Below are 23,852 nucleotides of genomic sequence, written 5' to 3'. Positions count from 1 at the left end.
ATAGTTATAACCGTGGATATTAGGCCGTAATATAATGACTTATCATGCAGGGCAATGTCTTAGCGGATATTCAGGCAGGACAGGTCTATCTGACGGCAACAGCCCTCCACGTTGGCCTGTTCACCATGGAGAAATACCATGTCTAAAACGTTGCGTACAATCCTCAAGAAACTGCGAACCGCATCGGATTCTTCAGGTGGTGCCAGTACCGAACAAACTGCTGACTCCGAAAGACCGCTGGTCTGTGACGGTGGGACACCAGTCTCAGGCGACGATCACACCGAGCACTCAGACGCCGACAGTACCGAACCCGACGGGGGCAGCGGACAATCCGGAGAGCCAGACAGTGACGGCCCCTCTGTGAATGGCACAGACCAGGAGACGCCGGACAACGCCGTCGTGCGGGCTATGAGGCGGGTGGTCCCCTCGGTCGTCCAAGAGAATCTCTTGGTGAAGGTGCTGGCTGGGATGTTGCTTGTCATTCTTCTCGGCGGACTTATTAGCGGATATTTCTACCTCGGTATCAGCGCCGACCTCGACGACGAAGTCGACCGTCAGATAGAGGCGACGACAATCAACCACGACAACTCCTACAGCAACTGGTTCGAGAACCGCCACGACGAGTTCGCCAGTCTCCGGACTGAAGTGGGGAGCAGCAGCGAGTTCCAGACACAAAACCCTGACCTGGTGATGACGCGACTGCGTACGCCTGTCGAGTCGAGTGACAACTTCCGTGCAATGCATTACATCTCGACGGACTCGGGGGTTGTGGAAGCAAGCACCACCGACGAATTTACGAGCGAGAACCTCTACGATATGGGCTACGACCAGACGCTCTTCGAGCAGTCGACGTTTGTGCTACCGGAGACGTATACGGCTCCCGACGGGACCGACGTGATAGCGTTTGGCTGGCGGATTCCCGTCTCTAATGACGTGATACTGGCCGAAATCAACTCCTCGGCAGTGGGTCCGCGTATCGAACAGGCCATCGAAGGAGCGACGACGACCGTGATCGGCCCCGACGGCGACCGGATAATCGGCGGTGAGTACGAGGGGACGATGCCGAATGTGGAAAACGGAACAACAATCGAGTCAGGGGACGGGACAATCTTTGCGTATCGACCGCTGAGTACGAACGAGGACCTCACCGTGGTAAATCAGACGCCTCAGGACACGGCGTTCTCGCTGCGAGACCAGGTGCTCCAGAGCTTTCTGGTGACGATGGTCCTCACGTTCGCAATCCTCATTGGTGTCACAGTCGTTGGCGGGCGACTGACGACCAACGAACTCGACCGGCTGGTCGACCGCGCCAGGGCAATGGGCAACGGTGACCTCGATGTCGACCTCCAGACGACGCGTCGCGACGAGATTGGGGACCTCTACGAGGAGTTCGACACGATGCGGGTCCAGCTCAAAGACCGCATCTCTGAGGCACAGTCGGCACTCGACCGGGCAGAGACCTCCCGGGAAGACGCACAAAAAGCCCAGGAAGAAGCACAGAAGGCCCGCAAGCAGGCCGAGCGGATGAACGAACACCTCGAACAGACCGCACAGGGGTACAACGAGGTCATGCAGGCGGTCGCAGACGGCGACTTCACCCGGCGCATGGAGACTGACAGCGAGAGCGAAGCGATGGCACACGTCGCAGCGGAGTTCAACAAGATGGTCGACGAAATAGAACAGACGCTGGTCGACGTAATGGCCTTCGGTGAGGACGTTGCCGACTCAAGTCAGGACGTCGTCGTCGGTGCTCACGAGATAGAGGACGCCAGCCAGACTGTCAGCAACAGCACACAGGAGATTTCTGCTGCGACGAACGAACAGACGGATAGTCTTGGTGAGGTCTCCTCGGAGATGAGTAACCTCTCGGCGAGCATTGAGGAGGCGGCATCCTCGGCGGCACAGGTCGCCGAGACAGCGGAGGAGGCCGTCGAGCGGGGCGAAGAAGGCCAGGAGGCGGCTGCAAGCGCAATCGAGGAGATGGGACGAATCGAGGACCAGACAGAACAGACCGTCACAAAAATCGACACGCTCGACGACCAGATGGACACCATCGGGGAAATCGTCTCCGTCATCACAGAGATTGCGGACCAGACGAACATGCTCGCGCTGAACGCGAACATCGAGGCTGCGCGCGCCGGTGAGGCCGGCGAAGGATTCGCTGTCGTGGCAGACGAGGTTAAACAGCTCGCCGAAGAGACCCAGGAGGCCGCAGGCGAAATCGAGTCTATCATCGACGAGGCACAGGAACAGACCGACGAGACCGTCTCCGAGGTCGAGGAGACCAGTCAGGCGGTCGACCGTGGCGCTGAGACTGTCGAGGAGGCGCTGAACGCGCTCGAAGAGATTGCCGAGAAGGTCGAGGACACGAACCGAGGCGTCCAGGAGATAAGCGAGGCGACCGAGGACCAGGCAGATGCCACCCAGCGCGTTGTCGCCCGCGTCGACGACGTAACCCAGTTGAGCGAAGACGCCGACGCCGAGGCCGAACATGCCGCGGCGTCGGCCGAAGAACAGACTGCATCTGTCTCTGCCATTGTCGACCAGACCGAGTCACTCCAGGAGCGCGCGACTGCGCTCGTGGAATCGCTCGACGAGTTCGAGGTCGAAGCCGATTCCAGACCGGCCGAGGCACGACCCGAGGACTGACCGAAGAGCGACACGGCTTTTGACCGGCCAGTACAAGCGTGCGTATGGACAGCGAGCGCCAGCAAAGCATGAGACGACGGCCGCGACGGCTGCGGACCGACGGTATCAGACCGCTCGTCAGCGAGACAACACTGTCGCCCCAGGACCTCATCGCCCCGGTGTTCGTCGACGCGACGACTGACGACCGCCAGCCAATCGAGTCGATGCCGGGCCACGAGCGGGTCCCGGTCGCGGAGGCCGTCGACCGCGTCGAGGAGGTCCGCGAGACGGGTGTCGAGGCGATTATCCTCTTTGGTATTCCCGAGTCGAAAGACGAGACCGGTTCGCGAGCCTGGGCGGACGACGGCGTCGTCCAGCGTGCAACCCGACAGATTACCGACGAGACCGACGCGTACGTCATTACCGATGTCTGTCTGTGTGAGTACACCAGCCATGGCCACTGTGGCGTTCTCGAAGCGAGTGCGCCCGAGGATGCACACGTGACCGTCGACAACGACCGGACGCTCGACCTCCTCGGCAAGATTGCCCGGAGCCACGCGTCGGCCGGGGCCGACATGGTCGCGCCCTCCGGAATGATGGATGGGATGGTCGACGCGATTCGCCGGTCGCTCGACGGCGAGGGGTTCGAGCACGTGCCGGTCATGAGCTACGCCGCAAAATACGAGTCGGCGTTCTACGGCCCATTCCGGGACGCAGCAGACGGCGCACCGGCGTTTGGCGACCGTCGCCACTACCAGATGGACCCCGCCAACGCCCGCGAAGCCTCCCGGGAGGTGAGCCTGGATGTCGAGCAAGGGGCCGACGTGCTGATGGTCAAGCCGGCGCTCCCGTATCTGGATGTCATCGCCGACGTTCGTCGCGAGTTCGACCATCCCGTCGCGGCGTACAACGTCTCCGGTGAGTATGCGATGTTACACGCCGCTGCCGAAAAGGGGTGGCTCGACCTCGACGCCGTTGCGCGCGAGTCACTGCTCTCGATAAAACGAGCAGGGGCCGACCTCATCCTCACGTACTTCGCCGAGTCGGTCGCCGAACAACTCTAACACAGCCGATCACGGCCTGAAAAACTGTTATAAAACCTCTACCGGGAAGGCAGACGATAGTAGACACTGTCCACGCGCACCACCAGCGGATTAAAATCGGCAAAAATAGCAGGCTCAGGGCAAAACTGACCGAACTGGAGCCAACAGTCGCGGGGGTCTATTATATACCAGCGTCTAGCAGTTGATGATGAGTCACTCACGTCCCCACCGAGTCGTACACCCTCCCGACGACACCTGCCAGGAGTCAGGCCCTGGGCCTGAAGCCCGCCAGCGTGCGGCAGAGGAAGCCGCCGAGTTGGTGGCTACAACGCTCGAACGCACTCGGTCGTAGTCAGGAGTCGTCGAGGAGTTTCTCGGTCAGCCCCTCGACGTCTTCCCCGCTGAGTGCGGACCGGACGAGCAGCTGGCCACCGATGACGGCCGGGCTCAACACCGTGTCTGCCCCGGCTCTGCGGAGCTTCTCGATGTTGTCCCGGGAGGTTGCTCCGGCGACGATACGAGCTTCGGGATTGAGTTCTCGCGCGGTGAGTATCGCTAGTGCGTCCTCGGCGTCGTCGTTCGTAGCGACGATAATCGCCCGTGCTTGTTCGATAGCGACCGCCTGGAGTGGTTCCTGGTCGCTTGGGTTGCCAATCTGGACGTTCACGCCATGCTCGCGGAGCCGACGTGCGCAGTCGGTATCGTCGGTGACGACGACGAATTGAGCGTCGTCGAGTTCTTCAAGAAGCGGTTCGGTCAACTCGCCGTAGCCGAGCACCACGATGTGGTCCTCGAGCAGGTCGTATTCTGTGTCTGTCATAGTTCCGAGGGCGCGTGAGAATCTGGCTTCGAGAGCAGGTCCCAACACCGAGCCGAGCGCGACCGCGAAGCTGACGGTCCCAAGGATGACAAGCGACACCGAAAACAGCGTCGCCTGTTCCGAGATCGGGGTGATGTCGCCGTACCCGACGGTACTTGCAGTCACGATGGTGTAATAGAACGCATCAGTGAGAGTATCGACTTCGACAAACTCCTCGCGCAGGGTAAACGAGCCAATCGTCCCGTACGCCAGGGTTCCGATGAGGGCGAGCACCGCCGCCACCTGCGCGTTCGAGAAGGAAATCGGTCGGTCGAACCGCCGGTAGTTAGCAGCGACGACAGGGAAGGCAAGTAGCGAGCAAACGACCAGCGGCACCGAGTAGACGCTGGCCTGTGCAACACCCTGGAGCGCCGCGACCGGGAGCAAGACGACAGTTCCGTACCAGCCGACCCGGAGCCGCCGGGACAGCTCTCTGGCGAACAGCAACAGCACAAACCCAGTGAGTGTCCCCGTGAAGCCGGCGCTTTGCTGGACTATCTCTGGAACGTACGGCGAAAGTGGACCGGCTGCTGCGCCCGTCGTGATGTTTGCGAGACCGGCCCCAAGCGAGAGCAGCGCGGACAGAGCCGCGAGGGCAACGGCTGCCCGGACTCCGACCACCCGGTGTATCCGCCTGTCTGCCATATCTGTGCCTCACAGGGCAGCGTCTTGAACGTATTGCCCTACCCTGAAACCTACAGACACATATTTGATAACGGAAGAAATCCCTTTTAGGGTCGGTACTCTGATATCAGGTATGGCATCGTTTCCGGCGGAGATACTGCTTGGCATCTATCTGGGGTTGCTCGTCGGAATCATCCCTGCGCTCGTCTCGTGGGCGCTTGGATTCTCGTTTCAATACGTTACTGGGGTGACGTTACCGGGGTTCGGTGTGACCATACTGGCTATCGCGATTGCGGGAGTCAACGGCGGGTTACTCGCGCTCACAGACCAGTCTGTCCTCGCAGCGCCGAACGCGCCTCGCATCGTTACGGCGATTCTCGTCATCGGAATGCTCTCGCTGTATGCCCACAGCAAGGGTGACCAGATGGCGGCAGACTTTCCGCGGCGACTCTCATTATCCCAGCTTCGAGAACGGACGCTCTCGCGCGAGCTTGCAGATTTCGTTAACGGCGGCGAAGAGGTACGCGTTCGCGTCACGGGGGAGGTAACAGATATGGAGGGGTATCCACCACTACCCGAGGAACTTCGGGCCAGACTCCGGAACGCTGAGGTAAAACTGCCCGCTGACCTGCGGCTGAGTGAGCTCGAACGCCGAGTCGAGGACCGCCTCCAGACCGAGTACGACCTCGGCGACGTTGCGGTCACTGTCGACGAGCGGGGGCAGGCGACCGTCGTCGCTGCACCCCCGTTCTCGGGACTCTCGAAGCGCGTCGATCATGACCGCCACGCGGTTTCGGTCACCGGACTAATTCCGACCGGGCTGGTCCACGGTGACGAGGTGACAGTCATCACTCCCGACGCACAGGTCCGGGGAATCGTTATCAGTTCGACACAGAGCACAGAGACGGACCCACCAGATGTTGCTCCGTCTTCGAACGAACAGGTGACAGGCCGCGACGAGCCCGCACCGTCGGTCAGGGAGCCAACTACCGACGGCGGCGAGGGACGCCTTACCGTTGCCGTCAGTCGGACCGATGTCCAGCCGCTGCTTCGGGCCAGCGAGGTGAAGGTGGTCGTCGAACCCAGGGGAACCCGCCGGGAGTACGAGGTAATCTCGCGGTTACGGCGCGCAGAGAACCGGTTTCGACGCTTCGTCGTTGGCCAGCACGGCGAACTCACCAACCGTCGCCTCGGAAACGTCGACTTCCAGGAGGCCTACGGCGTCTCCGTGCTCGCAGTCCGGAAAGCAGACGGCTGGCTCGTCGCACCGGACGCCGACACCACACTGGAGGCCGGCGACGAGCTGTTTGCGGTCGGTCCACAGGAGGCTCTCGACGGATTTGACGTGACAGACTCACAGGCGGGTGAGCGGGCAATATGACGCCCACACCCGACCAGGTGATGACAGGCGCAACAGAGCTGTTAGGGCTGGCGCTTCTTGCCGGTGGGCTTGCTGCGGTGGTGGCGCTTGGCTACCGGTGGGCGACACGCGAGGAGGTCCCGCTCGGGCTCGCGTTACTCGTTGGCCTCGCAGGCGTAGCAGCGTACCTGAACACAACATCGGTGCTCGGACAGGTCATCGAGGGCAACCTGGGAACTGTCCAGACAGCGCTTTTCAACGTTGGCGCGTTCCTCTCAGGTGGGGGAGGGGCAGTTGCAGGCCGGCGATGGGGTAACGCGTTCGGCAGAGACGTACTTCAGGGCGGCGAGCGTCAGGCCGTCGACGAGGAGGTGTCCCGGCTGGTCAAGACTGTCGGCAGAGTCACGACAGTGACGATGCCCCAGGAAATCGACGACGTGGTGGGATACGACCCGGTTTCCGAGCGGACACGCGACGAGATTGCGGACCGGCAGTTCGTTTTCCCCCGGAATCTGACTGTCGCCGAACTCGACCGCCGTATCCGCTCCCGGCTCAAAACCGACTTCGGTGTCGGCACTGTCGACCTCGACCTCGCCGCCGACGGGACGGTCAACCACCTGGCGGTCGGGAGCCGTCCTGCCGGTATCGGGCCGACGCTGCCGTCTGCGACCAACGCCGTCGCGCTCCGGGCAGACCCTGCATTCGATGCGAGTACCGGCGATGTGGTCCAGGTCTGGGAGACCGACTCGATGCGTCGAGTTCTCACCGGCGAACTCAGAGGTGTCGCCGACGACGTGGTAACCGTCGCAATCAACTCTTCCGACACACCGAAGGTCGACCCGACGCGGACGTATCGCCTTGTGACGCTGCCTGTCGAGGACCGCCCAGCGCGCGAGTTCGCATCCCTGCTCCGGGCCGCAGACGAGAGCTACACGTCGGTTACCGTTGAGGCCGGGAGTCCACTCCACGGGATGCCCGTCGGTGCCCTCGACTTGACGGTCGTCGCCGTCAGTCCCGAGGACGCCAGGCCGACGACGCTTCCACCCAGAGAGTACGTACTCGAACCGGGTGAGACACTGTCGGCCATCGCGCTGCCCGCAGTGCTTCGCAAGCTCGAAGCCGCGGCGATGCCGCTCGACCCGTCGCTGATTCCCGACAGCGAGCCGGCGACGCCGTCGGCCGTCAATCGCGAGCCCGACGGACCCGCCCCGAGCCCCGAGCCCACGTCTGACTCTCCTCCTGCGGGTGTGGAAGCCGATACGGATGTCGGCGATACGGTAGCCGAGGTAGACGAGCCATCTCCCGACCAGACAGCCACGGCAGACACGGACTCGGGTGTCACTGCGGGGGCAGACTCGCCGTCGTTCGAGGACCTCAAATCCGAGTACGAGGAAGGCGACGGCTGGGACGAACAGGACGACGACGACCACGAACCCATCGAGCAGATTGTCGAATCCGATGACTCAGCCACGGAGTCGACAGATTCCGGCGAGAGTTCATTCGAGGACCTCAAAGCGGAGTTCGACTCGGGCGAGGCTGACTGGGACGAACCCGACGACGAGACACGTACGGCTGACCAGGACGAACCCGACGAGGCGAGCGAGGCCGACTCAGAGCCTGGTGGCTCCGAGGACGTGGTGAGTCTCGACGAGGCGGAGATCAGCTTCGAGGAAGACGACTCCGAAGAACTGGACGAGTTCGGAGACAGCGATGACTCGGCGGAGGATGATATCACGTCGCTCACCGTCGAAGAAGATGACGACGACGGACTGTTTGACGACGACTCGCTGGATGATGATAGCCTGTTCGAGGAGGACGATGGCGGACTATTCGAAGACGAAGAGGACGGCGGACTGTTCGAAGACGAGGACGAGGCGGCCACAGAGGATGAGAACGACGAAGAAGGCGAGGACGAGACGGAAGAAGACGACGAAGACGACGAAGACGACAGTGGCGGTGGCGGCGGGTCGACGTTCGCACAGCTCAAAGAGGAGTTTGAATCGGGTGAGGCAGACTGGGAAGACGACGTCTCCGACAGCCCCGGCGGTGACATGCGTCTCGACGAGTGAGGCGTGCCCTCACGGACTCTCGTGGTTCGTGCTCGGAAGTGAGCGTTTGTGCCAGACACAGCCGAGCACCATCAGCCCGATTCCGTACAGCGGGATGACTGCCGACCCACCCAGGACGTATCCGAGATCGGATAGCGGCCCCGGTAATCCAGCGAGCGCCTCGACGACTGCTTCGGCACTGACTGTGACCGACAACAGCACGCCGCCAGCGAGAAAGAGTCGGCGGCCGCGTCCCCCTGACCAGGTATAGAGCAAGGTTATCACCGGCAGATAGAGGAAGACAATATACCATCGTAGCGAGGGAATCACTGTCATCATGGCAGCGAGGGTGACGAAAATAGCCATCTGGCGCTCGATTGGTGTTTCAATGTGCCGATAGAAGTACGCCAGGACGCCCGTGACGATGGCTACCGAGCCCGCGAAGATGACGGCGTAGGGGGCCGCCGGCCACACCGCGGAGACGAGCCAGGAGACTGGCTGTTGTATCGTGAGGTAGTACGTCTCGTCGACCGGATAGCCGCCCACGAATGCGGCTGTGTCGGTCCGACCGCTCACCACTTCTGTCAGGTAGTACTCCGTGGTGTCCGGGCCAAACGCCAGGACGCCGCCGACCAGTCCACCGACTCCCGTCGCGATTGCACCCCCGACTGCCCGGAGGCGACGGCGGCGCAACAGCCAGAGTCCGACCAGCGCAGGAAAGAGTTTGAACAGGGCAACAGCACCGAATGCGACCCCGGACGCCACCTCTCTGTTGCGATCTAGCGCCCAGAGCCCGACCACGATTCCCAGCGCTAGCAGCAGATTGATATTACCGAAGAAGATGGTCCCGAAGACGTGTGTGGAGAGTACCAGCGACACCAAGATGAGGGCCACGTCCAGCCATCCCAGCTGTGGACCCCGGGACTCGACGTAATCGACAATCAGTCCCGTCGTCACGACGGCCGCGACGACAGAGAGGCCCGTCAGTATCGCGTATCCGGTCGGCCACTCTGCTAGCGTGAACGGGTAAAACAGCGGCACCGTTCCCGGCGGGTAGAGATACTCGGCGAACTCTGGAGCACCGGGCGGTATCGTGTCGTAGAACCGCGCGCCGTCGAGGGCCAACTCGGCCGCGTGATGGTAGGTCCGAAAGTTGATACCCATCTTCTCGCCGGGATTCCATGCAGTGAGACCGACGCGGTCGCGGATGAAATACGACCGCAGTCCGCCGGGGAGTGTCGCGACTAAGACGAGCCACGCGCCGAGAAACCGACGAGCGACCAGCGGACGACCCCGGACTGTGGGGAGGGCCATACGGCTGGGTGTGTCCCGTTCATACTTAAACCGCCTGCGTTCGAGGTATCAGACCGCCGATGTCGGTCAGTACGAGCGCTCCTTGGGCTCGTAGGTCTGCTCTTGGCCTTCGAGGATGACCGGCTTATAGTAGAGGTCGGTCTCCCCGTCGTTCCAGGCGTACATGGTGTGTTTGAGCCACTCGTCGTCTTTGCGCTCCTGGTGTTTCATCCGCCAGTGAGCACCGCGGAACTCTTCGCGTGCGAGCGCGCCAACGGTGATAGCCTCGGCACAGTCGATGACGTTGCGCGTCTCGATGGTGTGGATGACGTCCGTGTTGTAGGTCCGGGAGGGGTCACGGACCGCAACCTCCTGGTACAGCTCGCGGGCCTCGCGGATGTCTTCGAGCGCCTGTTTGAGGTTGCTCTCCTCGCGGAAGACGTTCACATTCTCGGTCATCGTCTTCTGGACTTTCTCACGCACGTCGGCGTGGTTGATCCCGTCGCGCTCGATGAGCGTCTCGACGCGCTCGCGCTCGGTTTCAACGGCCGCCTCCAGCACGTCCTGTGGGGTCGCCAGTTCGCCGCCGTCGGTCGCGACCGGGTCGGGATCGGAGACGCCGCCCAGCGAGACAGGAGCGTCGACAGAACCCTCCTCGGATTTCGCGCCCGCTCCAGTCGGAATCTCCGGCTCCTCGCTGACACCGCCAGCCACGTGGCTGCCGGCCCGCGAGCCAAAGACCATCAGCTCGGGAAGTGCGTTGCCGCCCAGACGGTTCGAGCCGTGCAGGCTGTAACAGGCACACTCGCCGACAGCGTACAGGCCGTCGATCGTGGTCTGGCCGTACTCGTCGACCTCGATACCGCCCATCTGGTAGTGCTGGCCGGGCTTGACCGGCATCGGCTCGTCGAGGCCGTCGACGCCCTCGAAGTCCTCTGCCAGGTGGAGGATGTTCTCCAGCCGGTCGAGGATACGTTCCTCGCCGAGATGGCGCATGTCGAGGTGGACGTACTCGTCTTCGATACCCCTTCCTTCGTTAATCTGGGTCAGCTCGGCACGCGAGACCACGTCCCGGGAGGCGAGTTCGCCCTCGTTGTTCGCGTAGCCGTGCTCGAACATGAACCGCTCTTCGGCGTCGTTGTAGAGGATACCACCCTCACCACGCACACCCTCGGAGATGAGAACACCCGTCGAGGGGAGCGTCGTCGGGTGGAACTGGACGAACTCCATATCCTCCATGGGTGCGCCGGCGCGGTAGGCCATTGCTTGTCCGTCGCCGGTACAGGCGATTGCGTTGGTCGTGTGGTCGAAGACCTCGCCCAGGCCGCCCGTGGCGAGGATGACCCCATCCCGGGCGTAGAAGCCGTGAACCTCACCCGTCGCAATTTCGTATGCCACTGCGCCGTAACAGCTCCGCTCGCTGGGGTCGTCTTCCTCGGTGACAGCCAGCTGGCTGACGTACCACTCGTCGTAGACCTCGATACCCCGTTTGACGACCTGCTCGTACATCGTATGGAGCAGGTGGTGTCCCGTCTCTGCGCCCGCGTACGTCGTCCGCGGGTGCGAGAGGCCGCCGAACGGTCGCTGGGAGACGGTGCCATCCTCTTCACGAGAGAAGGGCATCCCCCAGTGTTCGAGTTGGATGACCTCGTCGGGAGCCTCCTGAGCGAAGGCGTCGATTGCAGGAGCATCTCCGAGGTAGTCCGACCCCTTCATCGTGTCGTAGGCGTGCAGGTCCCAGGAGTCCTCGGGGTGGAGTGCTGCGTTGATACCGCCCTCTGCCGCGCCGGTGTGGCTACGGACAGGGTGGAGTTTGCTGACGAGGGCCACATCGGCACCCTCTTCGTGCGCTTCGATTGCTGCCCGGAGGCCGGCGCCGCCAGCGCCGACCACGATGACGTCGTGTTCGTGCATAGTTACCAGAATTTGAGGTTACTTTTGACTGCTTCGCGTTTCAGCTCCTGTATGTGCTCGGTCAGCGGGATGTCCTTCGGACAGACCTCCGTACAGGAGAACTGGGTCTGACAGCGCCAGACGCCGTGTTCCTGTTCGATGATCCGGAGGCGCTCTTCTTTCCTGTCGGTTCCCTCGCGCTCGTCCATCGCGAACCGGTAGGCCTTGTTGATTGCCGCTGGTCCGAGATACTCGTTGTCGCCTGCCGCCACGTTACACGAGGACATGCAGGCACCACACCAGATACACCGGGTCGAGAGCTTGACCTTCTCCCGGTTTTCGGGGGTCTGGCGCTGTTCCTCGCGTTCGCCCTCTGGGAGTTCGTCGGGGTCGAAGTACGGCTCGACGGCGTGCATCTGCTCGTAGAAGTGCTCCATGTCCACCACAAGGTCCTTGACGACCTCTTGGTGTGGCAGGGGCTCGATGCGAATCGGCCACTCCAGATCGACCATCTGGGTCTTGCAGCCGAGGCGCTGCTTGCCGTTGATAAAGAGGGCATCTGACCCACAGACGGCCTGTCGGCAGGAGTGACGGAAGGTGAGCGAGGAGTCGTAAGTGTCTCGGGCGTAGATGAGCGCATCGAGCGCCGTCATCCCCTCGAAGAAGGGTACTTCGAAGGAGTCGAAACGGGGTTCTTCTTTTTCAGGGACTTCCGGGTCGTACCGGAAGATTTTGAGCTCGACAGTCTCCTCTGCCTCGTCAAGCAGATCCGTTTTCTCCTGCTCGCGCTCGCGCTGGAGTTGCTCCTTTTTTTCGCGCCGCCGCTCGCCCGGTGACTGTTCCTCGGTCTGTTCGTCGCCTTCGGTCTCGGTTTGTTCGGTAACTTGTGTACTCATGACTGGTTAGAGAAATCCGTTCATGTGCAGGGCGACGTAGGTTCCCTGTGCGACCAGCAACACGCCGGCAATCGTGAGCACGCCAGCAACGACTCGCCGCTGAGTGCCTTTCAGACCCTGATTGATGAGCGCGTTGTAGACGCCGTTGATGCCGTGGAACGCGCCGGTAACGAGGAAGGTGATCATCAGCGACAGGTATCCAATCTGGCCCATCCGTGCCTGCGTTCCCATGAAGCTGATCTCGGCGGCGTGGTTGACAAAATGCAGTAAGACGAAATGAAATCCGAGTGCCCCAATCAGGAACACCGCCGTCAGGCGCTGGAAGAGCCACCGCCAGGTCCCGCGCTGGAACGACGAGTAGTGTTCTGCCATTAGAAGACACCTCCCAGGAAGGTCGGAATACTCGCCAGCGCGATCACCGCGGTGAGGACGAGCGAGGCATAGAAGCTCTTGTCCTGACTGCCGAGCCCGATACCGAGGTCGACCATCAACAGTCGGACGCCGTTGAGGATGTGGAAGGTGGCAACCGCCATTAGACCAATCTCCAAGAATCTGACGACAACAAGCTCTTCTAGTCCCTGTAGCGTGCTCGTGTACATATCGGGTGACTGTGTTGCGGTACTCAATACGGCAATGTGCGTGAACAGATACCCGATTAGTATCCATCCCGTGAACTTGTGGAGTACCCAGGCCCACATACCCGCAGAGAACTCCCTCCACCGACCGAAGCTCTCTACGGTCCCGCGGTCGTAACTCGAACTCATACGTCCGGGACTCAGGAGCGAACCAACAAAGATGTTTCTACACATTCGAGGCCTATCGGCGGTTATACTGTCCGGAAAGGAACAGTTCGGGACCACAGATGGAGCTACGACAGCGAAACACTGGTAACAATCCTCTTGCTTTTTTCAGACATGTCTGACGAGCGGATTTCCGGCGGTGAGCTCGAAGCAGCACTGTCGGCCATCGCCGACCAATCCCGTCTCTCGATTCTCCAGGCACTCTGGGAACTCGACGGGGCAACTGCATCCTTCTCGGAGATTCGAGCGGCGACAGGTATCGACGACTCGGGCAAGTTCAACTACCATCTCGACAAACTCAAACCAGAGTTCGTCCGCAAGGAGGATGACGGATATCGGCTCACCTCGGCCGGAAGACGAGTAATCGGTGCGGCGGTGTCGGGCCAGTACACCGCTAACGACATCTCTGTCGACTCCGTCGAACAGGGAACATGTCCCGACTGTGGCGCAACGCTCGAAACCACCTACGAGGCCGGGACCGTTACCGTCGCCTGTCTCGGCTGTGGAGACGCGCTCACGAAAGGCATGAATGCGCCGCCGGTGCTCGCCAGCAACGCCGAACACAAACATCTCCCACAGCTGTTCAGCCGGTTAGTGTTGACGAAGCTCCAGCAAATGGCGCGTGGCTTCTGCCCGCTCTGTGGCGGCCACACCGAACGGTCACTGCTCCGTGACATTGAAAAACCAGGGGACTTCACCGCACCGTTACCGTGGCTCCAACTTATCTGCCAAGCCTGTGACTACCACACTTCTCAGCCCGTCGGCGCGCTGGTACTGGACCATCCCGCAGTTATCGGCTTTCTCTTCGAGAACGGTCTCGACATCAGAACGACGCCGCTGTGGGAGTTCGAATGGCTGACAGAGGACCACGCGACGGTGACGAACGAAGAGCCGCTCCGTGTCGAGATTACTGTCGACCTCGGAAACGCCCGGATGGACGTGGCACTCGACGAACAGCTGACAGTCGACTCGTACGAACGCGTGAGCTGAGTCTGGAACGGGTTTAGGACTCGGCAAACGCCTTCAGGACACCCTGTCCGTCAGTATGGCCGATATCGGGCAGAGACACCCGCTCTGGATGTGGCATCATCACGGCAATCGTATCGCGGTCGCCGACGATGCCCGCGACGTTGTGTTTCGACCCGTTGGGATTTGCCTCGTCGGTGACGGTACCGTCTTGGTCACAGTAGCGGAACAACACCCTGTCCTCGTCTTCGAGCACGTCGAGTTGGTCGTCGTCGATTTCGAACCGACCCTCGCCGTGAGCAATAGGGAGTTCGACGACTTCTCCTTCGTCGTACCCCTCGGTCCAGGGAGTCGTTGCGTTCTCGACACGCAGGTGGACCCGCTCACACTGGAACCGAGCGCTCTCGTTGATTGTGAACGCCCCGGGTGTGAGTGTCGCTTCACAGCCAATCTGGGCACCGTTGCAGATTCCCAACACCGGCGCTCCGTTCTCGGCTTCTTCCCGTACCTCGTCCAGAATCGGGGAGCGTGCCGCCATTGCTCCGGCCCGGAGGTAATCTCCGTAGGAGAATCCGCCCGGCAGGACGATGCCCTCCACCGGCGCTGGGAGGCCGTCCTCGTGCCAGACGAGTTCGGCGTCAACCCCGAGCGCGTCAAGTGCTCGAAGCGTGTCGCGGTCACAGTTGCTCCCGCCAAACTGGATGACAGCGACCGTCATCGTTGTTCGACCGACACCTCGTAGTCGTGAAGCGTGGGGTTCGCGAGCAGGCGTTCAGTCATCTCTCTCACACGCTCGTGGGCAGTTTCCTCGTCCGCTGCGTCGAGTTCGATGTCGAACTGGTCGGCCGAACTGAGCGACTCAAGCTCGAATCCGAGCCGTTCGAGCGCGCGCTCGGTCGTCTCAGCTTCCGGGTCGAGGACCCCCTCTTTGAGACGGACGGTCACCGTTGCACTGTAGGCGGTCATCGGTTGAACCCGGGTGTGCCCTATCGAAAACGCTTGCGGTTCGCATTTTTGATACCTCCAGCCTACGCCGAGCCACGGACGATGTCGATTGTGTCGACCAGACGCGAGTCGTCGGCGAGCGTATCGAGTACGGTCTCGGGAGCAACCGAAAGCGCGTACTGTGGTCGTCCTTTCCCGGTGGGTGACTGTCCGTGCTGTTGCTCGTCGGTGTAGGGCTCGGTCCCGAGAACACTCAGGGCCCGCATGATGTCTGATTCGCCGGGCGTGCTCACTTGCTCTGTCTCTGTCTGCTCGACCAGTTCGAGACAGCGAGATCTGATATCGACCGACGCGACGGGGGTCTCGTCGTGCATCTCGGCCTCTGTGATTGCGAGTAACACGACTCGCTCGGTGAGAGATGTCTCGTGTAGTGACAGTTCGTCGTTGCTCATATATGATCTGACAACCGCCTGTTGCATGTTCCTTACGGACAGTTGATACTGGTGCCGTCGGCTAACATCACACTCCTATTTTAATATCCCTCTATATCCGGGTCTAGTACATACCCGTCTTTGGCGGCAGGTGTCAACAACGAGCCAAATATGTCCGAGGGGAGTCCGGACCGAGACGAGTCGGATGGTTCGATAGACGAGTGTGTGTTCACCTGTCCGGCCTGCGCCCAGGAAATTTCAGTCAACTCGGAGATGAAACAGGCGATTCTCTCGAATGGCTGCCCGGTCTGTGCAACGTCGGTTACCGAGGAAAGTTTCGTGAAGTAGCTGTGTCAAAACGCTTCGCGGTCGATTTCCGTCCGGCGGCCCGCTATCTCAGTCGGCTGGAGTTCGTATAGCTTGATATCGAGTTCGTCGCGTCCGTGTCCCCAGATCTCGAACAGCGGCCGTTTCGCGTCGCCGTACTGTTCTATCTGTTCGACCGAGAGATCTGCGGGGTCCAGTTCATCGAGCGTTCCTTTCGCGACGATGCTTCTGTAGGTCTCGCCGTCACCTTCCTCGTCGTAGATAACGAGACGAATCGCCGGAGAGGAGTCGAGGAATTCTCGCTTTTCACTGTCTGCTGTCGAGACCAGACGCATATAAAACGTGGCGGTGTCGGCGTCGTAGCCGTACGAGATCGGAATCGAGTACGGTTCATTCTCCCGTGCCAGCGTGAGAACGCCAGTCTCGCGGCCGGCAACGAACTCGTCGATCTCTTCTCTCCCCATCTCTGTTTCCTTCGCGAGTGACATTGTCTCGTACTCCTGCATAGAGACCCAGTCCCTTAATTTCCGTTGGTCCGTTTCTCGCTTACTCGAGGATATCAGTCAGGAGTTTCCGCTGGGCTGCGACCAGATGCTCGGTGAACGTCGACTGTGCGATACCCAGCGCGTCGGCGATCTCTGTGGCGTTCGCACCCTTCGGCCGCCTGAAATATCCCATCTCAAATGCGACCTTGAGTACCTCCCGCTGTCTGTCTGTCAGCTTGCCGCGGTTGACGAACACGCGGTCCTCGGGCGACCCCTCAAGCGGCGGCTGGAGCAGCCGCTGTACGTCGACGGGCGGATACTCCTCGCGGAAACTGTCCATGATGGCCTGCAGCGTCTCGAACTCCGGAGCGTGGAACACGAGCGTCAGTGTCCCGTCCTCGGCGACGTACCGGTGGATCGGACAGTCGTACTCACCTAGCGTCTCGCAGGGACAGTCGGCAGGCTCCTCGTGAGTGATACGGTACAGCGTCGTCTCCCCGTAGGAGAACACCGGTTCGACCCAGGGTGCCTCTAGTCCGCTGTCGGCCATGAACTCCGAGACGCTCCCGTCGTTGTCCGGAAGCGCCACGCTCGTCGACACCTGCTCGATTGGTCCGTCAGTCGAGTGCGATGCCTTCGCTATCGGGCAGGTGCCGGGGTCGGCAAAGGAGACCGTCGCTCGAATCCCGTCAGACATCACTTGCGGTCGATTCGTCCCCGGGGGTTTTGAAACTGGTGGCGCAGACTCCTACCAGCGCATCGGGTCGAGCAGGTGGGCTCGCCCTGCGGCAAGTCCGACAATCAATCCGGTGAAATGGGCGATGAGTGCTGCCCCTGGCGATGCTGTCACGAGAGTCAACATCCCAGCGAGGAGGAAAAACACAGCGTAGGTCAGCCAGTTGGGGAGTCTGAGAGCCGATCCGAGGGTCGTCGCGACTCGGTTGCTCGCGAGCAGGTAGCCAAGCAACGCGAAGACGCCCCCGCTCGCACCGACGACGCCCGGCGAGGCGGTGAAGCCGACGACTGGGACCACCGAGAACACCCCGCTCAACACAATTTGGGCGACGCCAGCGAGTGCCCCCGCGCCGACGAAAAAGCTGTGAAACCGGACACGGGTGGTGAACATCGCTACCGGGATACCGATAAGCAACAGCGCGACCGAGTTCGAGACGAGGTGGCCGATGTCGGCGTGTGCAAAGACGCTCGTGACTACTGTCCAGGGGTCGTCCTGAATTGGTGGCTGTAACACGAACAGCTCGCTGACGAGGCCTGTGACCGCCGACAGCATCTGGAGGAGATAGACGACGGCAAACAGCCCTACCAGCTCGAAGGTCGGCATGGCCGAGCGGGAACTCATAATTGGTGGTTTGGTCTGCCGGCTGTTGAGTGTGTCGCCCGCTAGCGAAAGGTCTAACTTTCGGCACAGACTCCCTCCGTGTATGGACACCGAACAGTGGATTGCCATCTTCTTCGTCGTCTTGATGGTCGGCTCGACCATCGCTATCGGCGTCGGATCCCTCATCTGAGGGACGGTCTCGAATCGACCCATTATTGACGCTCTCGGCCACAGCCTCCGTCATGATAGAAGACCGGACAGTGGTCGTCGAAGCGACCGGCCACGACAACGTGTCGGCGGCCCACGAGAGCACGTTCGAGGTGACGAGTGACGACTATCTCACCCCCGCAGGAGACTGTATCCTCGGTATCGAAGCAGATGTCGTCCCGTCGTCGTTCGACGAGGGGTTCGTCGACGCCTGCCAGCGCGAAGATGCATCGATTACGATAACGCTCGAAACGGGCCAGCATTCGGACAGTATCGAGGCAAGCGGTCACCCAGCGTTGACATTCGAGAACGACCGAAGCATCGTCGTCCGCACGAGCGACTACGTCGACGACCGAACGGTCGCAGTCGAGGCAGACAAAGCGGCCGCGGACATCGACCGTGACCTCGTCGCGGCGCTGGCCGACGGAGCCTCGCTGACGACGACACTGCGGGTCGATTAGAGGGATTCTACGTCGACTCGGCCCGCGTACCACCGGACGCCGGCGTACAGAACGAGGCCGAGCGCGGCGAATCCGGCGACGTGAGCGATACTTGTCCCCGTCGCGCTGTCGGCGGCGAGCAGCGCAACCGTACTCGCGGGATGTTCCGGCAGGGCGATTGTCCCACCAAAGAGCAGTACCGCAAGCAGTGAGTACAACAACTGTGCCTGCCGTCGCTGTCCGGTTAACAGCCCCAGCATCGTGCCGACGACGACCGTTATCAGTGTCATGGCAGTCACGAAGGCCAACAGCAGACCGACGTTCTCGATACCGGTCCCGTTGAGCCGCAACAGCGCCATCCAGAGCCCGGCCTGAATCGGAGCGATTGCGACCATGCCGGCGGCCTTGCCGTCGACGATGTCGACCAGCGACACCGGTGACACGCGGAGCAGTTCGAGCGTTCCCTGCTCTATCTCCTCGGTAATCGAGTCGACAACGACCGAGCCGCTGATGAAGGCTGGGAGGAACAACAACAGCGGCAACAGGATGGTGTAGGTGAACCCGAAGTACGAACTCGACCCCACATCCTCGGGAACCTCCACCGGAGTCTGGTCGAGGTAGTCGACGCGCTCGACCCGTTCCAGGCGCTCTAGCTCCGTGAGTAGTTCGCGGACAGTGACGACGATGACTGTCGTTCGGAGGTCCTCGGCCGGGACAACAGCCTCGACTTGTACCTGTGTGCCGCCACCGCCTGCCGGCGCGCTCGCAGTCGAGATGACGGCATCGACCTGTCCTCGCTCGAACAACTGGAGCGCATCGTCATTCGACGCCACCCGACGGACGCTGAGGCCGTCGACTTGTTGGCCGGCTCGGAGCAGGTTCTCCTCGACATCGCCCGAGATACCGACCTCGATGTCCGCGGCACCGTCGACGGAGCCAGGGTCGTACAGCGAGGTGAGCCCGACGACCAGAAACGACGAGAAGGCGGCGATAAACAGCTGGATACAGATGGCCAGAACAATCGTCTTCTCGCGGCTGAGTGAGCCAAGTTCGCGTTTCGTAATCGTCCAGCGTGGGTGGTCAAACAACGCTGACCACCACCGTCAGGTTGTAGGCCAGGTGGACCACCATCGCGAGTCCGACTCCCGCCACGTATGCCCGTTTGCCCCGGCTAGCACCGATCGCCGAGATACTGGCAGTCACCACGTGCAGGGCAAGCGGTGCAAGCAAGAATAGAAGCACCGTCAGCACTGGCGGTCCGGGGATGATACCACCTTGCAGTCCCGCCTCACCGACAGCGAGTTCCGGCAGCCCGACCAGCTGTGCCAACAGCGCAATCTTCTCTGCGAGGAAGAATCCGACGCCGCTTGCGACACCCAGGAGCACAGCTCGCCGGCGACCGCCCGCAAACCGCTGGTGGGTGTAGCCGGCATAGATGTGGAGGCTCTTTGCCAGTTCCTCGACGACCGCGACCACGACGAGGATGAGGACGATTGAAATCTCGCCGAGCGCAAAGAGCAGGGCAATAGCGAGCAACTGGACGACGAAGACGAACGGGATGAGTGCGGCCGTGAGCCCGCCGACCGCCAGGTACTGCCGAAGCGGTGTCACATCGACGGGTAACACCCTATCCAGACGGGCCGTAACGCCACCCGATTTCCCCCGGAGGGGAATCGGTCCGACAAGCGCGTCGAGGACGCGTCCACGCAGTGAGCGCTGGTCGAACATGTCCTCTTCGCGGTAGAGCCCGGCACCGAGCCCGAAGAACACTCCCGAACACAGAAGCGGTGGCGTCGTCGAAAAGACGAACTCCGCAACCGTAATTGCCTCACCCTGGAGTTCACGGACAACGAGCGTCAGCGGCGAGATAAGTGCAACCGAACCCACATCTGTGAAGATAGCCGGCACGAACGCGTAGCTCGTCAGCGTGACCGTGATGGTGACGGTCACGAACGTCAGCTCCTTGAACGACCGGGCGAACATCGCTCCCAGGAAGGTCGCGCCCAGAAACAGCAAGACGAGCGGCGTCACCGCGAGCACCGATATCGGCCCGCCGACCTGGCCGTTGACGAGGACGAAGAGAGCGGCGATGATGGCGACTTCGACGGCCATCCCGCCCACGAGATACGGCAGCGTCTTCCCCCCGATGATGTCGAATCGGCTGACCGGCGACACCAGCAGTAACTCGCCGCGGCGGTTGGTCCGCTCTGAGAGAATCGTGCTCCCGTAGGCCTGGATGAGGAAGTTCAGGGGAACGATGACCAGAAAGGCCAACACGAGCGACTGGAACGGGAACGGCGGGTCGATGTCCGACGGCGAGCCGGAAACTGTGTCTTCGGTAAAGGAGGCACCGAAGCCGCCGATTGGCCCGCCAGACCCGCCGGAGCCTGTTGTCGGACCGCGCTCTGTGGTGGTTCCGTCTGCTCCTCCGTCACTGCCGGACTGGTCGGGCGAGCCGTCGCTGCCGTCGTTTGCTCCGCCATCGCCGCCGTCACTGTCGTCGCTACCGTCGCTTGTTCCTCCCTCGCTATCTGTGGTGTCGTCTGGCTCCCGAGAGTCACCACCGATTCGGAGCGCGTCACCGAGCGCGCTCTGTTGGCGGTACTCAAGAACGACCGAGACCGGGAACGCGGCGGTCTGGTTCAGTTCCTGTCGTAGCTGTCTGTTGTTGTAACGGTTGACCGCGCTCTGGAGTTGGCCGTAGGCGGCCACTCCCTTCCGTGATTCAGCGTAGACAATCTCGCCGTCACCGATATACAGCTCCGCCTCGCTTTGGTTGACAGCGGCCTCACCTCCCTCTTTAATGACGAACGCGTCGTCGAATTCGACCACATCGTAGTAGGGACTCTCGCTGTCGACAGAGACGCGATAGAGTCCGTCATCAAGGCCGGTATCGCCGCTTATGATGAACGGGACGGCGAGTCCGAACAGCGCCAGCGCGACCAGTGCGATGACGATTGTCCGGCGGTCGATGCCGCCGGCGTTTTTCGTCACTTCCCACCGGGCGATACGGAGGAGTTTTCGCGGCCGCACGCTCAGCCCTCCGACCGCGAGCCCGGCTGTGCGACGTTCAGGAACACCTCTTCGAGACTCGACTCCTCCGTCCGGATGTCGACGACCTCGCCGTCTGCCTGCTGGGCGAGCGTCCGCGTCTCTTCGACTGCGGACATCGACTCGACAGTCCGTCGGTGTCTGCCGTTCTCTCGGACGCTGTCGGAGACCTCGACGGTCGTGTAGACGTGATAGGTGGTCTCGCCGTGGGCCTCCTGCAGTTCGTCGAGGTCGCCCCTGGCGACGATTTCGCCGTCGTTCATAATCGCCACCCGGTCACAGATAGATTCGACGTGAAAGAGGTTGTGCGCGCTGAAGACGATTGTCTTGCCCTCTGCTGCCAGCTCTTCGGTGAACTGGATGATGTAGTTCGTCGTCAGCGGGTCAAGGCCACTTGCGGGCTCGTCGTATATCAACACGTCCGGGTCGTTGACCAGCGAGCGCGTGATTGCGACCTTCCGCTTCATCCCTTTCGACATATCCCCGAGTTGGCGGTTGCGGTGTTCCAGGTCGAGTTTATCGAGTGTCTCCGTTATCCGCTTGTCTGCAACGTCTGTCGGCACATCGTAGAGGTCAGCAAAAAACCGCAGATACGATGTTGCGGTCATCTCCTCGTACAGCGGCGACTCTTCGGGGAGAAAGCCCAGATGGTTGCGCATCTCGGTCTCGCTCGTGTCGTAGCCAGCGACCTGCGCCGTCCCGGCCGTCGGGTCGAGCAGTCCCGCAAGCATTTTCAGCGTCGTGGTCTTGCCGGCACCGTTCGGCCCGACGATGCCGAAGACCTCACCCTCGTCGACGGAGAATGTGCTTCCCTCGACGGCGACAAAGTCACCGTACTCTTTGCGCAGGTCCTGTGCTGCTATCATCGCTCGGAGGTAACGAACGAAAAACCGTATACCTTCCCCCTCACGCTACTTCGCGGTTGGCTCGTCGTCGTCACTCATCGCGTCTTTGACCTGGAGTGCCGCACTGGCTGCGAGCCCGGTCGCGATGTCGTCGCGCTCCTCGGGAGAGATGTCGACATCTCCTTCCGGAGAGTAGTCCGCACTTACGACGTGACCGACGGGGGGCTGGACGGCGACGGTCGCCCGCGGCCCACTCGTACTGGAGACAATCTCGGAACCGACGACGAACTCGCCGGGCAACAGCTCGCGCGTTCGCGAGGCGACACGCGAGAGCCCCTCACGCAGATTCCGGCGCTGCTCCGGCGTCAGCTCTGGTGGCGTCGACTCGTCGCCAATCGGGGAGTTTCCATACATAGAGGTCTTCGATATATACACGCTACAGCCGTAAAAAACCGCCGACTGGACCAGCCGCTTCGTCACGTACTTGTGGACGTACTCCTAACGGGGCTGTAATGGAGAATCTGACCCGCCACCAGGACCGCATCGAAGCGCGTCTTGAGTCGGTCCTCTCGGCGGTGGAGCCACCCGAACTCCGAGACCAGGTCGAACACGTCGTCTTCTCGGGTGGGAAGCGCGTCAGGCCGAACGTGACGCTTCTCGTCTGTGAGGTACTTGATGGCGACGTCGAGCTGGCGATGGATTTTGCGGCCGGCATCGAACTCGTCCACGGCGCTTCCCTCGTTATCGACGATATCATCGACGAATCAGAGCTCCGCAGAGGAACCGATTCGGCGTGGGCAGCCTACGGTCACCCGGGTGCTATCATCGCATCGAACGGACTCATCGGCGAAGCGCTCGCACTGTTCACCAGAGAGCCCGAGGCCATGCAGGCGGTCACGGAGGCGATGGCCGAACTCGGCGAAGGTGAGGCGACTGAACTCGCGGACAAGCCAGACGCCGAGGCCGCGTACATGCAACTGGCCCGCCGGAAGACTGGTGCCCTGTTTCGGGCGTCGGCGGAGCTCGGCGCGATTGCAGCCAACGCTGACCCCTACACCGTCGAAGCCTTCGGCCAGTACGCCGAGCGCGTCGGCGTCGCATTCCAGATTCGGGACGACGTTCTCGATGCGACCGCCGACGCGGAGACGCTCGGTAAGCCAACCCAGCACGACTCTCTCAAGGAGCGTCCCTCGATTGTCGAAGTGACTGGCCTCTCACCCGAGGAGGCGAACGAACGAGCGCGCAAGGAGGCCGAGCAGGCACTCAATGCCCTGGAAGCCGCACGTGTCGACGACCAGGAGACCGTCGAGTATCTTCAGAGCCTCGCCTTCTTCGTCGTCGAACGCCAGCGATAGGCTTCTTGAGACTCCGGGAC

At 61.7% G+C, this 23,852-nt stretch carries 24 protein-coding genes; 8 read left to right on the top strand and 16 right to left on the bottom strand.

Annotated elements, in window-relative coordinates; all coding sequences use genetic code 11:
• Positions 1-138 precede the first annotated feature (138 nt).
• Positions 139-2,649, top strand: a complete 2,511-nt coding sequence (locus OSC37_RS02975) for a methyl-accepting chemotaxis protein (protein WP_267163117.1) — start codon at positions 139-141, stop codon at positions 2,647-2,649.
• A 68-nt stretch (positions 2,650-2,717) separates the two neighbouring features.
• Complete coding sequence (hemB, locus tag OSC37_RS02970) at positions 2,718-3,692, top strand: porphobilinogen synthase (RefSeq protein ID WP_267163116.1); 975 nt, start codon at positions 2,718-2,720, stop codon at positions 3,690-3,692.
• A gap of 331 nt (positions 3,693-4,023) precedes the next feature.
• On the opposite strand, the gene OSC37_RS02965 is transcribed toward hemB, so the two are convergent.
• Positions 4,024-5,175, bottom strand: coding sequence for a DUF7126 family protein (locus OSC37_RS02965; RefSeq protein ID WP_267163115.1), 1,152 nt, complete (start codon positions 5,173-5,175; stop codon positions 4,024-4,026).
• 112 nt (positions 5,176-5,287) lie between these two features.
• On the opposite strand from OSC37_RS02965, the gene OSC37_RS02960 reads away from it, so the two are divergent.
• Together OSC37_RS02960 and OSC37_RS02955 are read left to right on the top strand one after the other, a co-directional pair.
• Positions 5,288-6,535 (top strand): potassium channel family protein, encoded by a 1,248-nt coding sequence (locus OSC37_RS02960; RefSeq protein WP_267163114.1) that lies wholly within the window; start codon positions 5,288-5,290, stop codon positions 6,533-6,535.
• Positions 6,532-8,583, top strand: a complete 2,052-nt coding sequence (locus OSC37_RS02955; RefSeq protein WP_267163113.1) for a DUF8167 domain-containing protein — start codon at positions 6,532-6,534, stop codon at positions 8,581-8,583. The genes OSC37_RS02960 and OSC37_RS02955 overlap by 4 nt, the downstream gene beginning before the upstream one ends.
• Positions 8,584-8,592: 9 nt before the next feature.
• On the opposite strand, the gene OSC37_RS02950 is transcribed toward OSC37_RS02955, so the two are convergent.
• The 5 genes from OSC37_RS02950 to sdhC all read right to left on the bottom strand — a co-directional run bounded on the left by OSC37_RS02950 (position 8,593) and on the right by sdhC (position 13,408).
• Positions 8,593-9,876: a glycosyltransferase family 87 protein gene (locus tag OSC37_RS02950; protein WP_267163112.1), complete on the bottom strand. Its 1,284-nt coding sequence runs from the start codon at positions 9,874-9,876 to the stop codon at positions 8,593-8,595.
• 66 nt (positions 9,877-9,942) lie between these two features.
• On the bottom strand, positions 9,943-11,769 hold the full coding sequence (locus OSC37_RS02945) for an FAD-binding protein (protein ID WP_267163111.1): 1,827 nt from the start codon (positions 11,767-11,769) through the stop codon (positions 9,943-9,945).
• A 2-nt stretch (positions 11,770-11,771) separates the two neighbouring features.
• Positions 11,772-12,644, bottom strand: a complete 873-nt coding sequence (locus OSC37_RS02940; RefSeq protein WP_267163110.1) for a succinate dehydrogenase/fumarate reductase iron-sulfur subunit — start codon at positions 12,642-12,644, stop codon at positions 11,772-11,774.
• A gap of 6 nt (positions 12,645-12,650) precedes the next feature.
• Positions 12,651-13,016, bottom strand: coding sequence for a succinate dehydrogenase/fumarate reductase transmembrane subunit (locus tag OSC37_RS02935; RefSeq protein WP_267163109.1), 366 nt, complete (start codon positions 13,014-13,016; stop codon positions 12,651-12,653).
• Positions 13,016-13,408 (bottom strand): succinate dehydrogenase, cytochrome b556 subunit, encoded by a 393-nt coding sequence (sdhC, locus tag OSC37_RS02930; RefSeq protein ID WP_267163108.1) that lies wholly within the window; start codon positions 13,406-13,408, stop codon positions 13,016-13,018. The genes OSC37_RS02935 and sdhC overlap by 1 nt, the downstream gene beginning before the upstream one ends.
• A 150-nt stretch (positions 13,409-13,558) precedes the next feature.
• Between sdhC and OSC37_RS02925 the strand changes: the two genes are divergently transcribed.
• Positions 13,559-14,434 (top strand): winged helix-turn-helix domain-containing protein, encoded by an 876-nt coding sequence (locus tag OSC37_RS02925; protein WP_267163107.1) that lies wholly within the window; start codon positions 13,559-13,561, stop codon positions 14,432-14,434.
• Between the two features lie 13 nt (positions 14,435-14,447).
• Here OSC37_RS02925 and purQ read toward each other — a convergent pair whose 3' ends face one another.
• From purQ to OSC37_RS02910, 3 genes are all read right to left on the bottom strand, one after another.
• Positions 14,448-15,128, bottom strand: coding sequence for a phosphoribosylformylglycinamidine synthase I (gene purQ / locus OSC37_RS02920; protein WP_267163106.1), 681 nt, complete (start codon positions 15,126-15,128; stop codon positions 14,448-14,450).
• On the bottom strand, positions 15,125-15,376 hold the full coding sequence (purS, locus tag OSC37_RS02915; protein WP_267163105.1) for a phosphoribosylformylglycinamidine synthase subunit PurS: 252 nt from the start codon (positions 15,374-15,376) through the stop codon (positions 15,125-15,127). Before purS ends, purQ begins: the two co-directional genes overlap by 4 nt.
• Before the next feature lie 62 nt (positions 15,377-15,438).
• Positions 15,439-15,807 (bottom strand): hypothetical protein, encoded by a 369-nt coding sequence (locus OSC37_RS02910; RefSeq protein ID WP_267163104.1) that lies wholly within the window; start codon positions 15,805-15,807, stop codon positions 15,439-15,441.
• 150 nt (positions 15,808-15,957) lie between these two features.
• Here OSC37_RS02910 and OSC37_RS02905 point away from each other — a divergent pair, with 150 nt between their 5' ends.
• On the top strand, positions 15,958-16,134 hold the full coding sequence (locus OSC37_RS02905; RefSeq protein WP_267163103.1) for a DUF7560 family zinc ribbon protein: 177 nt from the start codon (positions 15,958-15,960) through the stop codon (positions 16,132-16,134).
• A gap of 5 nt (positions 16,135-16,139) precedes the next feature.
• Here the strand turns inward: OSC37_RS02905 and OSC37_RS02900 are convergent, their stop codons facing one another.
• Genes OSC37_RS02900 through OSC37_RS02890 form a run of 3 tightly spaced genes read right to left on the bottom strand, consistent with a single transcriptional unit; the run spans position 16,140 to position 17,955 of the window.
• The gene (locus tag OSC37_RS02900; protein ID WP_267164147.1) at positions 16,140-16,601 is read right to left on the bottom strand and encodes a pyridoxamine 5'-phosphate oxidase family protein; all 462 of its coding nucleotides are present in this window, start codon (positions 16,599-16,601) and stop codon (positions 16,140-16,142) included.
• A gap of 58 nt (positions 16,602-16,659) precedes the next feature.
• Complete coding sequence (locus tag OSC37_RS02895) at positions 16,660-17,295, bottom strand: helix-turn-helix domain-containing protein (RefSeq protein ID WP_267163102.1); 636 nt, start codon at positions 17,293-17,295, stop codon at positions 16,660-16,662.
• A 51-nt stretch (positions 17,296-17,346) separates the two neighbouring features.
• On the bottom strand, positions 17,347-17,955 hold the full coding sequence (locus tag OSC37_RS02890; RefSeq protein WP_267163101.1) for a rhomboid family intramembrane serine protease: 609 nt from the start codon (positions 17,953-17,955) through the stop codon (positions 17,347-17,349).
• Between the two features lie 221 nt (positions 17,956-18,176).
• On the opposite strand from OSC37_RS02890, the gene OSC37_RS02885 reads away from it, so the two are divergent.
• Positions 18,177-18,602 carry a DUF371 domain-containing protein gene (locus OSC37_RS02885; RefSeq protein WP_267163100.1) on the top strand — a complete coding sequence of 142 codons (426 nt, stop codon included), beginning with the start codon at positions 18,177-18,179 and terminating at the stop codon, positions 18,600-18,602.
• Here OSC37_RS02885 and OSC37_RS02880 read toward each other — a convergent pair.
• Genes OSC37_RS02880 through OSC37_RS02865 form a run of 4 tightly spaced genes read right to left on the bottom strand, consistent with a single transcriptional unit; the run spans position 18,599 to position 22,891 of the window.
• The gene (locus OSC37_RS02880) at positions 18,599-19,669 is read right to left on the bottom strand and encodes an ABC transporter permease (protein ID WP_267163099.1); all 1,071 of its coding nucleotides are present in this window, start codon (positions 19,667-19,669) and stop codon (positions 18,599-18,601) included. The two genes, OSC37_RS02885 and OSC37_RS02880, sit on opposite strands and share 4 nt — an antisense overlap.
• Positions 19,662-21,614, bottom strand: coding sequence for an ABC transporter permease subunit (locus OSC37_RS02875; RefSeq protein WP_267163098.1), 1,953 nt, complete (start codon positions 21,612-21,614; stop codon positions 19,662-19,664). The genes OSC37_RS02880 and OSC37_RS02875 overlap by 8 nt, the downstream gene beginning before the upstream one ends.
• Before the next feature lie 2 nt (positions 21,615-21,616).
• Entirely contained in the window at positions 21,617-22,498 is an 882-nt protein-coding gene (locus OSC37_RS02870; protein WP_267163097.1) for an ABC transporter ATP-binding protein, read from the bottom strand.
• 45 nt (positions 22,499-22,543) lie between these two features.
• Entirely contained in the window at positions 22,544-22,891 is a 348-nt protein-coding gene (locus OSC37_RS02865; protein WP_267163096.1) for a DUF5811 family protein, read from the bottom strand.
• A 98-nt stretch (positions 22,892-22,989) separates the two neighbouring features.
• Between OSC37_RS02865 and OSC37_RS02860 the strand changes: the two genes are divergently transcribed.
• Positions 22,990-23,832: a polyprenyl synthetase family protein gene (locus OSC37_RS02860; RefSeq protein ID WP_267163095.1), complete on the top strand. Its 843-nt coding sequence runs from the start codon at positions 22,990-22,992 to the stop codon at positions 23,830-23,832.
• The last annotated feature ends 20 nt before the right edge of the window (positions 23,833-23,852 follow it).

The organism is Halovenus salina (assembly GCF_026410925.1).
Classification (GTDB): domain Archaea; phylum Halobacteriota; class Halobacteria; order Halobacteriales; family Haloarculaceae; genus Halovenus; species Halovenus salina.
Note: the sequence above shows the minus strand (reverse complement) of the source record. Positions and strands in the feature narration are given on the sequence as shown.

Bases quoted from the DNA above. Each gene is read 5' to 3' on its own strand.
- OSC37_RS02890 (WP_267163101.1), bottom strand. From the start codon at position 17,955: ATGAGTTCCCGCTCGGCCATGCCGACCTTCGAGCTGGTAGGGCTGTTT.
- OSC37_RS02950 (WP_267163112.1), bottom strand. From the start codon at position 9,876: ATGGCCCTCCCCACAGTCCGGGGTCGTCCGCTGGTCGCTCGTCGGTTT.
- hemB (WP_267163116.1), top strand. From the start codon at position 2,718: ATGAGACGACGGCCGCGACGGCTGCGGACCGACGGTATCAGACCGCTC.
- purS (WP_267163105.1), bottom strand. From the start codon at position 15,376: ATGACCGCCTACAGTGCAACGGTGACCGTCCGTCTCAAAGAGGGGGTC.
- OSC37_RS02935 (WP_267163109.1), bottom strand. From the start codon at position 13,016: ATGGCAGAACACTACTCGTCGTTCCAGCGCGGGACCTGGCGGTGGCTC.
- OSC37_RS02885 (WP_267163100.1), top strand. From the start codon at position 18,177: ATGATAGAAGACCGGACAGTGGTCGTCGAAGCGACCGGCCACGACAAC.
- OSC37_RS02860 (WP_267163095.1), top strand. From the start codon at position 22,990: ATGGAGAATCTGACCCGCCACCAGGACCGCATCGAAGCGCGTCTTGAG.
- sdhC (WP_267163108.1), bottom strand. From the start codon at position 13,408: ATGAGTTCGAGTTACGACCGCGGGACCGTAGAGAGCTTCGGTCGGTGG.
- OSC37_RS02910 (WP_267163104.1), bottom strand. From the start codon at position 15,807: ATGAGCAACGACGAACTGTCACTACACGAGACATCTCTCACCGAGCGA.
- OSC37_RS02940 (WP_267163110.1), bottom strand. From the start codon at position 12,644: ATGAGTACACAAGTTACCGAACAAACCGAGACCGAAGGCGACGAACAG.
- purQ (WP_267163106.1), bottom strand. From the start codon at position 15,128: ATGACGGTCGCTGTCATCCAGTTTGGCGGGAGCAACTGTGACCGCGAC.
- OSC37_RS02925 (WP_267163107.1), top strand. From the start codon at position 13,559: ATGTCTGACGAGCGGATTTCCGGCGGTGAGCTCGAAGCAGCACTGTCG.
- OSC37_RS02900 (WP_267164147.1), bottom strand. From the start codon at position 16,601: ATGTCACTCGCGAAGGAAACAGAGATGGGGAGAGAAGAGATCGACGAG.
- OSC37_RS02965 (WP_267163115.1), bottom strand. From the start codon at position 5,175: ATGGCAGACAGGCGGATACACCGGGTGGTCGGAGTCCGGGCAGCCGTT.
- OSC37_RS02955 (WP_267163113.1), top strand. From the start codon at position 6,532: ATGACGCCCACACCCGACCAGGTGATGACAGGCGCAACAGAGCTGTTA.
- OSC37_RS02975 (WP_267163117.1), top strand. From the start codon at position 139: ATGTCTAAAACGTTGCGTACAATCCTCAAGAAACTGCGAACCGCATCG.
- OSC37_RS02945 (WP_267163111.1), bottom strand. From the start codon at position 11,769: ATGCACGAACACGACGTCATCGTGGTCGGCGCTGGCGGCGCCGGCCTC.
- OSC37_RS02865 (WP_267163096.1), bottom strand. From the start codon at position 22,891: ATGTATGGAAACTCCCCGATTGGCGACGAGTCGACGCCACCAGAGCTG.
- OSC37_RS02905 (WP_267163103.1), top strand. From the start codon at position 15,958: ATGTCCGAGGGGAGTCCGGACCGAGACGAGTCGGATGGTTCGATAGAC.
- OSC37_RS02870 (WP_267163097.1), bottom strand. From the start codon at position 22,498: ATGATAGCAGCACAGGACCTGCGCAAAGAGTACGGTGACTTTGTCGCC.
- OSC37_RS02960 (WP_267163114.1), top strand. From the start codon at position 5,288: ATGGCATCGTTTCCGGCGGAGATACTGCTTGGCATCTATCTGGGGTTG.
- OSC37_RS02895 (WP_267163102.1), bottom strand. From the start codon at position 17,295: ATGTCTGACGGGATTCGAGCGACGGTCTCCTTTGCCGACCCCGGCACC.